The sequence below is a fragment of the Methylosinus sp. LW3 genome (assembly GCF_000527115.1).
Taxonomy (GTDB): domain Bacteria; phylum Pseudomonadota; class Alphaproteobacteria; order Rhizobiales; family Beijerinckiaceae; genus Methylosinus.
The window spans coordinates 3265770-3278893 of record NZ_AZUO01000001.1 but is presented as its reverse complement, the minus strand read 5'-3'; the positions used below and the strand labels follow the sequence as shown (position 1 = coordinate 3278893).

General features: G+C 63.8%; 12 protein-coding genes and 1 tRNA gene. 10 read left to right on the top strand and 3 right to left on the bottom strand.

Annotated elements, in window-relative coordinates; genetic code table 11:
- Nucleotides 1-272 precede the first annotated feature (272 nt).
- From lon to METLW3_RS0116345, 8 genes are all read left to right on the top strand, one after another.
- Nucleotides 273-2699, top strand: a complete 2427-nt coding sequence (lon, locus tag METLW3_RS0116380; protein ID WP_024880936.1) for an endopeptidase La — start codon at nt 273-275, stop codon at nt 2697-2699.
- A gap of 284 nt (nt 2700-2983) precedes the next feature.
- The gene (locus METLW3_RS25780; protein ID WP_036291148.1) at nt 2984-3268 is read left to right on the top strand and encodes an HU family DNA-binding protein; all 285 of its coding nucleotides are present in this window, start codon (nt 2984-2986) and stop codon (nt 3266-3268) included.
- A gap of 175 nt (nt 3269-3443) precedes the next feature.
- Nucleotides 3444-3519: transfer RNA gene (locus METLW3_RS0116370), tRNA-Val, on the top strand.
- A gap of 97 nt (nt 3520-3616) precedes the next feature.
- On the top strand, nt 3617-4273 hold the full coding sequence (locus METLW3_RS0116365) for a hypothetical protein (RefSeq protein WP_024880934.1): 657 nt from the start codon (nt 3617-3619) through the stop codon (nt 4271-4273).
- A gap of 61 nt (nt 4274-4334) precedes the next feature.
- Nucleotides 4335-5870, top strand: coding sequence for an acyl-CoA carboxylase subunit beta (locus tag METLW3_RS0116360; protein ID WP_018266552.1), 1536 nt, complete (start codon nt 4335-4337; stop codon nt 5868-5870).
- A gap of 192 nt (nt 5871-6062) precedes the next feature.
- Complete coding sequence (locus tag METLW3_RS0116355; RefSeq protein WP_036308964.1) at nt 6063-7316, top strand: DUF1963 domain-containing protein; 1254 nt, start codon at nt 6063-6065, stop codon at nt 7314-7316.
- Between the two features lie 546 nt (nt 7317-7862).
- Nucleotides 7863-8213: a RidA family protein gene (locus tag METLW3_RS0116350; RefSeq protein ID WP_024880932.1), complete on the top strand. Its 351-nt coding sequence runs from the start codon at nt 7863-7865 to the stop codon at nt 8211-8213.
- Between the two features lie 107 nt (nt 8214-8320).
- The gene (locus METLW3_RS0116345) at nt 8321-8614 is read left to right on the top strand and encodes a hypothetical protein (protein WP_024880931.1); all 294 of its coding nucleotides are present in this window, start codon (nt 8321-8323) and stop codon (nt 8612-8614) included.
- Nucleotides 8615-8652: 38 nt separating this feature from the next.
- On the opposite strand, the gene moeB is transcribed toward METLW3_RS0116345, so the two are convergent.
- A complete protein-coding gene (gene moeB / locus METLW3_RS0116340; protein ID WP_024880930.1) occupies nt 8653-9435 on the bottom strand; it encodes a molybdopterin-synthase adenylyltransferase MoeB in 783 nt (260 codons plus the stop codon).
- An 89-nt stretch (nt 9436-9524) separates the two neighbouring features.
- On the opposite strand from moeB, the gene METLW3_RS0116330 reads away from it, so the two are divergent.
- Both METLW3_RS0116330 and METLW3_RS0116325 read left to right on the top strand, forming a co-directional pair.
- On the top strand, nt 9525-10124 hold the full coding sequence (locus METLW3_RS0116330; protein WP_051465538.1) for a nucleotidyltransferase family protein: 600 nt from the start codon (nt 9525-9527) through the stop codon (nt 10122-10124).
- A gap of 95 nt (nt 10125-10219) precedes the next feature.
- A complete protein-coding gene (locus tag METLW3_RS0116325) occupies nt 10220-11197 on the top strand; it encodes a hypothetical protein (RefSeq protein ID WP_024880928.1) in 978 nt (325 codons plus the stop codon).
- Here METLW3_RS0116325 and METLW3_RS0116320 read toward each other — a convergent pair.
- Nucleotides 11147-12241: a glycosyltransferase family 1 protein gene (locus METLW3_RS0116320; protein WP_024880927.1), complete on the bottom strand. Its 1095-nt coding sequence runs from the start codon at nt 12239-12241 to the stop codon at nt 11147-11149. The genes METLW3_RS0116325 and METLW3_RS0116320 overlap by 51 nt on opposite strands.
- Nucleotides 12241-13086, bottom strand: coding sequence for a UDP-2,3-diacylglucosamine diphosphatase (locus METLW3_RS0116315; protein WP_051465450.1), 846 nt, complete (start codon nt 13084-13086; stop codon nt 12241-12243). Before METLW3_RS0116315 ends, METLW3_RS0116320 begins: the two co-directional genes overlap by 1 nt.
- Nucleotides 13087-13124 lie beyond the last annotated feature (38 nt).

The window sequence follows — 13124 nt, the reverse complement described above, 5'->3', positions numbered from 1 at the left end:
GGAGCGCGACTTCTTTCGCAGCCCCCGCCCTTTCTGCCAGATACGTCTGCTTTTCCAGTATCTTGAATCGTTCTGCCGCTAGGCCCATTTGTTGCGTAGTCGCCTTCGACGCCGTTCGTGCGTGAGCGGGTCTCTCGGAAGGCGGATTTCCGCCGGAGCGTCGGGCCTGGAACTTGCAAGCGTCCCTTTAACGTCAGAAGCGTCCCTTTGCGTCAGAGCGTCGCCTCGCCCCGCTTCCCCTGCGGGGAGCGAAACGGAACAGGAAAAAAGATATGACGAACGAAAAGCGCAATTCCATCGTTCCCGGCGCAATCGACAGTTATCCGGTTCTGCCGCTGCGCGACATAGTGGTCTTTCCGCATATGATCGTTCCGCTCTTCGTCGCGCGCGACAAGTCGATCCGCGCGCTGGAAGAGGTGACGAAATCCGAGCGGCTCATTCTGCTCGCGACGCAGAAGAATGCGGGCGACGACGATCCGGCTCCCGACGCGATCTATTCCATCGGCACGCTCGCTTCCGTGCTTCAGCTGCTGAAGCTGCCCGACGGCACTGTCAAAGTGCTGGTGGAAGGCGTCGGCCGCGCCAAGGTGCGCAACTACACGCGCGTCGATGAATATCACGAGGCCGACGCCGAGGCGCTCGGCGACGAGATCGATCAGCCCGTCGAGGTGGAGGCGCTCGGCCGCTCCGTCATCGCCGAGTTCGACTCTTATGTGAAGCTCAACAAGAAGGTCTCGCCGGAGATCGCCGCTGCGGTCACGCAGATCGACGATTTCTCCAAGCTCGCCGACACGGTCGCCTCGCATCTCTCGGTGAAGATCGCCGAGAAGCAGGACGTGCTGGAGACGATCGCCGTCGCCAAGCGTCTCGAGAAATGCCTCGCGCTGATGGAGAGCGAGATCTCCGTGCTGCAGGTGGAGAAGCGCATCCGCACGCGCGTCAAGCGCCAGATGGAGAAGACGCAGCGCGAGTACTATCTCAACGAGCAGATGAAGGCGATCCAGAAGGAGCTGGGCGACGAGGACGGCAAGGACGATCTCGCCGAGCTCGAGGAGCGCATCAAGAACACCAAGCTCTCCAAGGAGGCGCGCGACAAGGCTGTCGCCGAGTTCAAGAAGCTGCGTCAGATGTCGCCCATGTCCGCGGAAGCGACGGTGGTGCGCAATTATCTCGATTGGGTGCTGGCGCTGCCCTGGGGCAAGAAGTCCAAGATCAAGCGCGATCTCGAGGCTGCGCAGGGCGTTCTCGACTCCGATCACTTCGGCCTGGAGAAGGTCAAGGAGCGCATTCTCGAATATCTCGCCGTGCAGAGCCGCGCCAATAAGCTGACCGGCCCGATCCTGTGCCTCGTCGGCCCGCCCGGCGTCGGCAAGACCTCGCTCGGCAAGTCGATCGCCAAGGCCACGGGCCGCGAGTTCGTGCGTATGTCGCTCGGCGGCGTGCGCGATGAGGCGGAGATCCGCGGCCATCGCCGCACCTATATCGGCTCCATGCCCGGCAAGATCATCCAGTCGATGCGCAAGGCGAAGACGTCCAACCCGCTCTTCCTGCTCGACGAGATCGACAAGATGGGCATGGATTTCCGCGGCGATCCGTCGTCCGCTCTGCTCGAGGTGCTCGATCCGGAGCAGAACGCCACTTTCGCGGATCACTATCTCGAGGTCGATTACGACCTGTCCAATGTCATGTTCGTGACGACGTCGAACACGCTGAACATCCCTGCGCCCTTGATGGACCGCATGGAGCTCATCCGTATCGCCGGCTACACGGAGGACGAGAAGGCCGAGATCGCGCGCAAGCATCTCATTCCGAACGCGGTCAAGAAGCATGGCCTCGCCGCCGACGAATGGTCGATCGACGACGAAGCGCTGCTGACGCTGGTGCGCCGCTACACGCGGGAAGCCGGCGTGCGTAATCTCGAGCGCGAACTCTCCAATCTCGCCCGCAAGGCGGTGAAGGAAATCCTGCTGTCCAAGGAAAAGGGCAAGAAGGTCCACGTCACCAATGACAACATCACCGACTATCTCGGCGTCCACAAATATCGCTACGGCGAGGCGGAGCTCGAGGATCAGGTGGGCGTCGTCACCGGCCTCGCCGTCACCGGCGTCGGCGGCGAGCTGCTGACGATCGAAGGCGTGATGATGCCCGGCAAGGGCAAGATGACCGTGACCGGCAATCTGCAGGAGGTGATGAAGGAGTCGATCTCCGCGGCCGCCTCTTATGTGCGCTCCCGCGCTGTCGATTTCGGCATCGAGCCGCCTTTGTTCGACCGCCGCGACATCCATGTGCATGTGCCGGAAGGCGCGACGCCCAAGGACGGCCCCTCGGCCGGCACGGCGATGGCGACGACGATCGTTTCGATCCTCACCGGCATTCCGGTGCGCCGCGACATCGCCATGACCGGCGAGATCACGCTGCGCGGCCGCGTGCTGCCGATCGGCGGCCTGAAGGAGAAGCTGCTCGCGGCGCTGCGCGGCGGCCTCAAGAAGGTGCTGATCCCGGAAGAGAACGCCAAGGATTTGGCCGATATTCCGGACTCGGTGAAGAATGGCCTCGAGGTCGTGCCGGTGTCTCGAATGGACGAGGTGCTCGCCCATGCGCTCGTGCGTCAGCCGACGCCGATCGTCTGGGAGGAGCCCACGGCTCAGATCGCCAAGGCGGTCGTCGAGGACGACGCGGCCGGCGTGCGCGCCCACTGAAGGCTTCGGCCCCTCTGCCTGCGGCTCTGCCGCGGGGGAGGGGCCGCCGCCCTCGGGCTCGGCCGCTCGAAGCCCGGCTTTCCGCAGATTTCCCCATAGTCTCGCTCTCAGGCGTCCGGAATTCCAGGGATTCCGGCGGCGCCTTTTCTTCTAACCCTTGCTTTTGCTGACATTCCGGCACATCACTCCTCTGTGCCGGGTCCGAACGATTCGACGCCGCTCGATTTTCGGCGCTCAGCCCGTGTCGACGACCGGCTCCCGGCGGAAGCAGAAGGGATGAGACCATGGTCAATAAATTGGAACTGGTCGAGCACGTCGCCGAGGCGACCGAAACCTCGAAGGCCGCCGCCGCCGCCGCCATCGACGCAGTGATCGACGGCATCACTTTGGCCCTCAAGAAGGGCGAAGAGGTGCGTCTCGTTGGTTTCGGCACCTTTTCGGTCAAGAAGCGCGCGGCCGGCAAGGGCCGTAATCCCGCGACCGGCGAAGAGATCAAGATCCCCGCTTCCAAGAGCGCCCGTTTCAAGCCCGGCGCCACGCTCAAAGCGGCGCTCAACAAGACCAAGTGAGCCGAGCAAGGCTGGCCTGCCGCGCCGATTCCCCCTTTCGACCGGATTTCTAGGCTCGCCGCCGGGGCGCGAACGTCGCCGGCGGCATTGTCGTTTCAAAACGCCTGCGCAACGCGTCTTGCGCGGAGGGGGCGCCCTCCCGTAAACAATGCGGCGTCGATCCCGGTCGGCGCGCGGGCGGTTAGCTCAGTTGGTAGAGCGTCTCGTTTACACCGAGAATGTCGGCGGTTCGAGCCCGTCACCGCCCACCACGCCGCGCTCGGGAGAGACCCCGTCATTCGGCCGCGCCGGGAGCGCGCGGAAGGGCGGGAGTTGGCCGCAAGGGATGAGAGACGCAGCGCCGAGAGCATGAGCCGAAATTTCGTCCTTCTCCTCGCCATGGCCGCATTGCTCGCGGCGCCTTCGGCCCGCGCCGAGGAGATGTCGTTCCATCTCGCGACGACGGCGAACGCCCGCTGCGCCGACCATTGCCCGCGCGTCATCGTGGCGGAGGGCGAGATCGTCGAGGACACGGCCGACGCTTTTGTGGGCTTTCTGCGCGAGCAGGGACGCGAGACCGAGCTGCGCAGCATCGTGCTGCTCGACTCGCCCGGCGGCCGTGTGCTCGCCTCCATGCAGCTCGGCCAGGCGCTGCGCCGCCTCGGCATGGCGGTGATCGTCGCCCGCGTCGAGCCGGCGAGCGGCGCGCTGGTTTCCGGCCGCTGCTATTCCGCCTGCGTCTATGCGCTAATGGGCGGCCGCAAGCGGGTGATCCCGCGCCAGAGCCGCGTCGGCGTCCATCGCATGTTCAATTATGTCGATGGCGTCGATCCGACGAGCGGCGAGACGCTGCGCGAGCGCCGCTACGACGATGGCGGGATGCGCCGCACGCTCACCCGCTACAGCGATTCCATGGGCGTCAGCCGCGATCTCATCGCATTGGCGGAGCGCACCTCGCCGGATCGCGTTCACCTTCTTTCCGCCGCCGAGATCGCCCGCTGGCGGCTCGGCTCGCCAAAGCTGTAAAAGAGCCGTCGAGCGGGGAATTCCTCGGCGCATCCATTCAACCTGCAGGATCGGTCGTTCCATGAAACATATCATCGAAGGTCTCGAGCAGCGGCGCGCCTCGGCGCGTCTCGGCGGCGGCGTCAAGCGCATCGACGCGCAGCATGCGCGCGGCAAGCTCACGGCGCGCGAGCGTATCGAGCTGCTGCTCGATCACGGCTCCTTCGAGGAGTTCGACATGTTCGTCGAGCACCGCTGCGCCGATTTCGGCATGGACAAGGGCGAGAAAATCTCCGGCGACGGCGTCGTCACCGGCTGGGGCACGGTCAATGGCCGCGCCGTCTTCGTCTTCGCCAAGGATTTCACCGTCTTCGGCGGCTCTCTTTCGGAGACCCACGCCCAGAAAATCACCAAGCTGCAGGATATGGCGCTCAAGAACCGGGCGCCGATCATCGGCCTGTTCGACGCCGGCGGCGCGCGCATTCAGGAGGGCGTCGCGGCGCTCGGCGGCTATGGCGAGGTGTTCCAGCGCAATGTGATGGCCTCGGGCGTCATTCCGCAGATTTCCGTCATCATGGGACCCTGCGCCGGCGGCGACGTCTATTCGCCGGCCATGACCGACTTCATCTTCATGGTGCGCGACACGAGCTATATGTTCGTCACCGGCCCGGACGTCGTGAAGACCGTGACCAATGAGACGGTGACGGCGGAGGAGCTCGGCGGCGCTTCGGTCCACACCACAAAGAGCTCCATCGCCGACAAGGCCTTCGACAATGACGTCGAGGCGCTGCTGCAGATGCGCCGGCTCATCGATTTCCTCCCCTCCTCGAATAAGGAGGAGCCGCCGGAGTGGCCGAGCTTCGACGAGGCCGAGCGCCTCGACGCCTCGCTGGATACTCTGGTCCCCGACAATCCAAACAAGCCCTATGATATCAAGGAGCTGATCACGAAGATCGCCGATGAGGGCGATTTCTTCGAGATTCAGGAGACGCACGCCAAGAACATCGTCGTCGGCTTCGGCCGCATCGAGGGCCGCACGGTCGGCTTCGTCGCCAATCAGCCCATGGTGCTGGCCGGCGTGCTCGACATCGACGCCTCCAAGAAGGCGGCGCGCTTCGTGCGCTTCTGTGATTGCTTCAATATTCCGATCGTCACCTTCGTCGACGTTCCGGGCTTCCTGCCGGGCACGGCGCAGGAATATGGCGGCCTCATCAAGCATGGCGCCAAGCTGCTCTTCGCCTATGCCGAGGCCACTGTGCCGAAAGTGACGCTCATCACCCGCAAAGCCTTTGGCGGCGCCTATGACGTCATGGCCTCCAAGCATTTGCGCGGCGATGTGAATTACGCATGGCCTTCGGCGCAGATCGCCGTCATGGGCGCCAAGGGCGCCGTCGAGATCATCTTTCGCGCCGATATCGGCGACGCGGAGAAGATCGCCCAGCGCACCAAGGAATATGAGGACCGCTTCCTGTCGCCCTTCGTCGCCGCCGAGCGCGGCTACATAGACGAGGTCATCATGCCGAGCGCGACACGCAAGCGCATCGCCCGCGCGCTCGCCCTGCTGCGCCACAAGGAATTGGAAAATCCCTGGAAGAAGCACGACAATATCCCGCTCTAGGCGCGCTGCGGGGGGGGGGGGGCCGTCGGTTTTCGACGGCCGTGCCCGTGTCCTCCGGGCGGAGGCGCCGCCATCGTTGATTTTCTTCCTGCTCGACTAGTTTCGGTCGAGCAGGAATGGTTAGTGTGTCGAGATTGAGAGAAGTCGGTCTTCAGAGGCGGTAGGCCGAATGGATTTCGAGAGGAACATATAATGTGGAACCCAGATGCGTCGAAAAAGATGGGCGTTTTTCTCGATCGGATTTGGCCGCCGAGAGATACACCTGACGGCTGGGTCTCCCATATTGGAGGACGCCCGAATTTGCCGGACGGTTGGGAGTGGCCGCGCATTGCCTTCCCGGATGGCGACGAATTCGAAGGTGTCACCGCTTCGCTGGATTTTCTCGCCCAGATTCGCCTCGAGGATTTGCCAGACGTGCCCGACCGCGAGCTGCTACCGCAAGAGGGAGTCTTATTCTTCTTCGCGCTGGCGCTGACAGCGGAACCTCTCGACACGTTTGGCCCGGACGCTTGGCGCGTTCTTTATTACCGCGGCGACGTGTCGAGCTTTCCTTTCCGAGCGCCGCCCTCTGACGCCGGCTGGTTCCTGGATGATGTCGACTATACGCGAACAGAGGCCGCCGAATATCGCGATCCCGGCGCCTCAGACAAGGGCCTGTTTCCCTATTGTCCCGTTCGCGCGGTCGCCGCTCCGAGCTGGAAGCGTCCCGACGGCATTCCTTACGGGGACGATGTCCGAGAGTGGCTGCGACTCGTCGAAGCTTGGCCGGGCGAGCATAGGACGCCAACGACCTTCGAATATGCCGAAAGCGATTTGCCGCTCAGAGTCGAGGATGCTCTCTTAAATCTGTTTCATGCGCGCAACCAGTGGCGGGAAGGCGTTCTGTCTTTCGATGATCTGTTCGCTCGCCGCTACGATCTCATGAGTGTGAGCGCAGAGGACCGCGAAAGGGTTCGCATGGAGTATGGCGATTGGCTGACGCGCGTGAAACGGACGTGTGCCGAGCTTGTCGCGCGCGGGCGTTCGGCGCTGTTGAAAGACGACGAAAGGCGGCTGGTGCGTGGCTTGGTCGCCGAGAATTCCGACCGTATGAAAGCCCTCGGATGTCACATCTGGCCCAATCTCCGGCTCGCGGCCACTCTTTCGATGGCGACTCTATTGCTGGACTCTCCAGAATTGGCGGCATCCTTCTCCAACGAGGTCGACGCCGCGCATCCCGGGAATAATTTTTCGCCCGGGGGAAGTGGACACCGGATGCTCGGGCATTCGCATGTGATTCAGGAAGATATCGAATCCGACTCCGTCTTGCTTCTGCAACTGGGAAGCGATGGCAGCGGACCGCGGTTCATGTGGTGGGACATGGGCAATCTCACTTTTACGATTTCACGGGACAGTTTGGCCGCGTTGAGGTTCGATCGCGCCATCGCGAAAATCGAAGGGCATTGAGCGCGATCGACAGCCCTCTCGCTGGGGCGAGTGACTTCTCTAGCGCTCGGCAAATATTTAACCTGCCTATTCGGATAGTATCGCGCGCCGGCTCCCCGGGTGGGTCGGCGCGCCTTTTCGCTCGAGCGGAGAACAGCCTGCCCCGAAGGCGGGCGCCCTCCGCACAATTTCATTCCAGCGGCAGGCTTTTTTGGGTGACAAAACGCCACGGCTGTCATAATGTCCCCTTCGCCGAGCTGGCTAAAAACATATGAACGCAGAATGCGTTCGACCAATCGCTGGCTGAGGTCCAAGTCGGGGAGGACGCCGGAACTCTGCACGTCTCGCGAGACGCTCCACACTATTCTCGCGGATGGCGCCTATAGACGAGTCCGGTCAAAGGACGGGTACCAAAGAGTGGGGAGAGGCAAGGGCCGTCCCCGCTCTTTGTGTATGTAGAGCTATGATAGAGCTTTTCACTCGATAGATAGCTCCTGCCTATGAAGCGGCTCCCCGCCGCCGCAGCTCTTCCCCGAGCCCACTCGCAACCTTCGGAGAAACTCGAAAATGTCCATCAAGCGGATCGGCGCCGGCGCGCGCATGAGCAAGGCCGTCGTGCATGGCGGCGTGATCTATACGGCGGGCCAGGTGGCCGAGGCGGCCAAGGGCGGCGCGGTCGCCGATCAGACGCGCGAGATTCTCGGCCTCATCGACACGATTCTGCAGGAGGCCGGCAGCGAGAAGGCGAAGATTCTCTCCGCCACCATCTATCTCGCCGATATCGCCACTTTCGCCGAGATGAACTCGGTGTGGGACGTCTGGGTCGACAAGAGCAATCCGCCGGCGCGCGCGACCGTGGAGGCGAAGCTCGTCACGCCCGATTACAAGGTCGAGATCGCCGTCATCGCGGCGCTGTGACGCCGGTTGACGATTCAGGGCGCGTTTGTCGCGCTCGGCAGAAAATTTGGCTCCGGGCGGTCTATCGATACGGCCGGGGCAAACTTTGACGACACGCCGAGGAATATATGAAAATTATAATAGGGGAGCCGATCCCATTTTTCTCGAATGGTGACGAGGACAGTTTCTTTTATTGGCTCAAATCGATCGACGCGGTGCATGGTTTTGTCGGCTGTCCAAGTGGACTCGAAATTACATTGACGGATCCGGTCGATGAGCACAGTTTACGCGAGTTGATCGGGCTTGCGACCCGCTACGGGCTGGATATGAAGTGGCTGCGACAATTTCGCAATGACGCCAACAAATTGTGGTTCGATGATGAAACCACTTACTGGCACAAATCCGTGTTTGGTTCGAATTGAGCGTTCGAGGCGCGTTGACCGAAAGGTCGAGATCGCCGTCATCGCGGCGCTGTGACGCCGGTCAGGGGATTGTCGGGATCATAGGCGTAGCGCAAGGTCTCGAAGCGCATGGAGCGGGCGTCCATCAGCAGCAGGCGCCCGACCAGCCCCTCGCCGAAGCCGACGATCTCGCGGATGATTTCCAGCGCCATCATCGCGCCGACGATTCCGGTGAGCGCGCCGAGCACGCCGGCCTCCTCGCAGCTCGGCACGGCGCCCGCTGGCGGCGCCGCCGGGAAGAGGCAGCGATAGGTCGGGTTGGGGCGGCCCTCGGCGTCGTTCTCGAAGGGGCGCAGCGTCGTCAGCGAGGCGTCGAAGCCGCCGACCGCCGCCGTGACGAGCGGCTTTTTTTCGAAGAAGCAGGCGTCCGAGACGAGATAGCGCGTCGAAAAATTATCGGAGCCGTCGGCGATGATGTCGTAACCCGCTATCAGCGCTCGCGCATTGTGCTCCGTGAGGCGCAGCGCATGGGGCTCGACATGCACATGCGGGTTGAGCCGATGGATGGCGTCCTTGGCGCTGTCCACCTTCAGCCGCCCGACGGCGGTGGTATGGTGAATCACCTGCCGCTGCAGATTGGACAGCGAGACCTCGTCGTCATCGACAATGCCCAGCACGCCGACGCCGCCCGCCGCGAGATATTGCAGCAGCGGCGACCCGAGCCCGCCCGCGCCGACGACGAGCACGCGCGCTTTCTTCAGCCGCTGCTGGCCCGGCCCGCCGACCTCGCGCAGAACGATATGGCGCGCGTAGCGCTCGATTTCTTCGGCTGAGAGGCTCATGTCGTTTTTCCTGCGCCGAAGCTCACGCGGCGGCCGCGTTCGTCGTGATATTTAGCAGCTTCGCGGCGAGCGCGAAATCGGAGGAGAAGATGACGCCGCCTCGCCTCGAAACTCTGGCGCCAGAGGCGCAAGAGCGTCTCGCTATGGCGATCCAGAGCAATCCGCATAATGCCGTCATCCTCGAGCGTCTGCCGAGCCTTCGCCTCGCGGACGCCTGGCTCGTCGCCGGCTGCCTGTTCCAGACGGTTTGGAATCTCGACAGCGGCCGGCCGGCGACGCAGGACATATTCGATTACGACATTTTCTATTTCGACGAGGATATCTCCTATGAGGCGGAGGATCGCGCCATTCGCCGCGCTCGCGCGCTCTTCGCCGATCTTCCCATTCGCGTCGATTTGAAGAATCAGGCGCGCGTGCATCTTTGGTATGGCGAGCGCTTCGGTCCGGGCTATCCGCAGCTGCGCAGCAGCGCCGATGGCGTCGATCGTTTTCTCATCGAATGCACGCGCGTCGCCGCGCGGCGTGTGGACGACGCGCTGGAGCTCTATGCGCCGGCGCGTCTCGACGATCTCTTCGCCGGCGTGCTGCGCCCCAATCCGCTCAATCCGCGGCCGGAGCTGTTCGCGGCGAAAGCCGCGAGCCTTCGCGCGCGCTGGCCCTTTCTCACCATCGCCGAAACGCACGCGTGATCCGCGTGAAAGCGTTTTCGCGCTTGCATAAAACGCCGTCGCAGACTTTCCTTGAACAGGCGCTGATTCGGCGCTTTGTCCCGCAAGGACCGCCTATGAACCTACCGGCCCCGCCCACCGGACTCTATCCCGAAGACTATGAGAGAATCGAAGCCGCGGTGATGGAGACCGTGCGCGGCCGCTGGTTCCTGCTCGAATATGCGCGCCGTCAGCGCGTCGAGGAGACCGAGCGGCTCGTGCTCGCGGTGGATCGTCTGGAGCGCATCGCTGCGCGCGCGGAGGAGCGCGCAGAGGAGCAGGAGGCCGCCTCCGATTGGCGCCTGCCGCGACGCCTCGTCGAGCGCGCGCAGGAATTCGCGCGCACGCTGCGCGCCAGCGGCGTCGAGGAGAAGCTCTGCGCGCAGGCCGATGCGCTGGTCGAGCAATTCTCCAAATTGCTCGACGCGCCCGCCGCGGAGCCGGAAGAAGCGCCGCGCGCGATCATCGAGTCCGCGACGATCGAGATCATCGACGAGCCGCATCGAATCCAAGAGGAGCGCGTCGAGCCGATTCTCGAGATCGAGGTGGCGGATGAGCCGATAGAAATCGCCGAGGTCGAGACTCTCGTGGAGGCGGAGCCGATCGACGCCGAGCCGATCTTGGTCGAATCCTTCGAGATGGAATCTGTCGTCGCCGAGCCGATCGAGATCGAGGCCGTCGCTTCCGAGCCCGAGCCTGTCGATTTTGAGCCTGTCGCTTTCGAGCCCGAGCGCGTCGCGCAGCTGGAGGAGCCGCCGCAGGCGATAGAGATCACAGAATCTGCCGTTGCCGCCGAGCCGGCGTCCAATGAGATCGTGTTCGAGGAATTCGTCGCTCGCGCGATTCTGCCGGAGGAGACTGCGCCGGTCGAACTCGATGCGCCACGCATCGATGCGCCCAAATTCGGCGCGCGCGAATCCGGCTCGCCCAAGATCAGCCTTCCGAAGACCACGCCGGCGAAGACCGAACCGGCGCTGCCGGTCGATCCGCGCCTCGTGGCGCTGTCACGGCTCGATCATCTCTCCCTGCACGAAAAGCTTCGGCTGTTTGGCTGAGCAGGCCTTGCCGGCGGCCGCCTGAGCCGCCGCCGCATCCACGCCGTTCTGATGCGCGAGCGCGACATTGCCGAGAAACTGCTGCGCGCTCGCTTCCCAGGTGAAGGTCAGCGCATGGGCGCGCGGCACGGCTGAGGGAATCTCCGTCGCCGCGAGACAGGCCGCCTGCAAATCCTCGCTCAGCACGCCGGCGCCGCTCGCGCCGACCACATCCAGCGGCCCCGCTACTGGAAAAGCGGCGACCGGCAGGCCGCAGGCCATTGCCTCCAGCAGCACCATTCCGAAAGTGTCGGTGCGGCTCGGAAAGACGAACACATCCGAGCTGGCGTAGAGCGTGGCCAGTTCCGCGCTGGTCTTCACGCCGAGAAAGCGCGCCTGCGGATAGGCCGCCTCGAGCGCCGCGCGCGCCGGCCCGTCGCCGGCGACGAGCTTGGTGCCCGGCAGATCGAGCGCGAGGAACGCCTCGATGTTCTTCTCCACCGCGAGCCGGCCGGCATAGAGATAGAGCGGCCGCGGATAGCCGAGATCGACCGCCTTATCTGGGTGAAAGAGCTGGTGATCGACGCCGCGCGACCAGCGCATTAGCCGGCGGAAGCCTCTCGCGGAGAGCTCCTGCGCCAGCGTCTGCGTCGAGACCATCGTCCCCGCGCCGCTATTGTGGAAGCGGCGCAGCAGCGCATAGGTCACGCCGACCGGAAAGCGCGTGCGGGCGTGAATATATTCGGGAAAGCGCGTGTGATAGCTCGTGGTGAAGCGCCGCCCCTGGCGCAGGCAGCAGGCGCGCGTCGCCATGCCCACCGGCCCTTCGGTGGCGATATGGACATGGTCGTAGCCCTGCGCCAGACGCTTCGCCACCGCTCCCGCCGAGGCGAAGGCGAGCTGAATTTCCGGATAGGTCGGCATGGGGATGGAGGAGAAATCCTGCGGGGTCAGGAAATCGATCGACGCGCCGAGCGCGCTCGCCGCGCTCGCCATCGCCTCCAAGGAACGCACGACACCGTTGACTTGCGGACGCCAGGCGTCCGTCGCGATCAATATCCGCATCAGGCGGCGGCCCTCGCCTGCGGCAGGGCCGGCGGCTGCTGCGCGGCGGCTTCTGCCGCCGCCTCCTGCTCCTTGGCGGTCTTCCGCCAATAGAGGATCTCGAAGCGTCCGTCGGCATGCTCGGCGATCGCCGTGCAGCTCTCGACGAAATCGCCGGTGTTCACATAGAGCATGCCCTCTATGTGGCGGATCGTCGCGTGATGAATGTGGCCGCAGACGACGCCGTCCACGCCGCGCCGCGCCGCTTCCGCCGCCAGCGTCTGCTCGAAATCGCCGATGAAGTTCACGGCGTTCTTTACCTTCAGCTTGGCCCAGGCGGAGAAGGACCAATAATCGACGCCGAACAGGCGGCGCACGCGATTGGCCCAGGTGTTGGCGAAGAGCGCGGCCTCATAGGCCCAGTCGCCGAGAAAGGCGAGCCAGCGCGCATGGCGCACCACTATGTCGAACTGATCGCCATGGATGACGAGCATTTTCTTGCCGTCGGCGGTCTCGTGAATATCGGTCTCCGCGACCTCGACGCCGCCGAACTCCATGCCCGTATAGTCGCGGGCGAATTCGTCGTGATTGCCGGGCACATAGACGACGCGCGCGCCCTTGCGCGCCTTGCGCAGCAGCTTCTGCACGACGTCATTGTGCGCCTGCGGCCAATACCAGCCGCCCTTCAAGCGCCAGCCGTCGACGATATCGCCGACGAGATAGATGGTGTCGGCGTCGTGATGCTTCAGAAAGTCGAGCAGAAGCTCGGCTTGAAGCCCTCTCGTGCCGAGATGGAGATCCGACAGGAACAGTGTCCTGAAGCGCTTGGCGCTCTGCGAATCGGCCAATGAATCGATTGCGGTCATTTTGACGCGCCCGCCTCTTTTTGTGCCGCAGCGTCTCC

Coding starts and splice junctions, on each gene's coding strand:
- lon (WP_024880936.1), top strand. CDS start 273: ATGACGAACGAAAAGCGCAATTCCATCGTTCCCGGCGCAATCGACAGT.
- METLW3_RS25780 (WP_036291148.1), top strand. CDS start 2,984: ATGGTCAATAAATTGGAACTGGTCGAGCACGTCGCCGAGGCGACCGAA.
- METLW3_RS0116365 (WP_024880934.1), top strand. CDS start 3,617: ATGAGCCGAAATTTCGTCCTTCTCCTCGCCATGGCCGCATTGCTCGCG.
- METLW3_RS0116360 (WP_018266552.1), top strand. CDS start 4,335: ATGAAACATATCATCGAAGGTCTCGAGCAGCGGCGCGCCTCGGCGCGT.
- METLW3_RS0116355 (WP_036308964.1), top strand. CDS start 6,063: ATGTGGAACCCAGATGCGTCGAAAAAGATGGGCGTTTTTCTCGATCGG.
- METLW3_RS0116350 (WP_024880932.1), top strand. CDS start 7,863: ATGTCCATCAAGCGGATCGGCGCCGGCGCGCGCATGAGCAAGGCCGTC.
- METLW3_RS0116345 (WP_024880931.1), top strand. CDS start 8,321: ATGAAAATTATAATAGGGGAGCCGATCCCATTTTTCTCGAATGGTGAC.
- moeB (WP_024880930.1), bottom strand. CDS start 9,435: ATGAGCCTCTCAGCCGAAGAAATCGAGCGCTACGCGCGCCATATCGTT.
- METLW3_RS0116330 (WP_051465538.1), top strand. CDS start 9,525: ATGACGCCGCCTCGCCTCGAAACTCTGGCGCCAGAGGCGCAAGAGCGT.
- METLW3_RS0116325 (WP_024880928.1), top strand. CDS start 10,220: ATGAACCTACCGGCCCCGCCCACCGGACTCTATCCCGAAGACTATGAG.
- METLW3_RS0116320 (WP_024880927.1), bottom strand. CDS start 12,241: ATGCGGATATTGATCGCGACGGACGCCTGGCGTCCGCAAGTCAACGGT.
- METLW3_RS0116315 (WP_051465450.1), bottom strand. CDS start 13,086: ATGACCGCAATCGATTCATTGGCCGATTCGCAGAGCGCCAAGCGCTTC.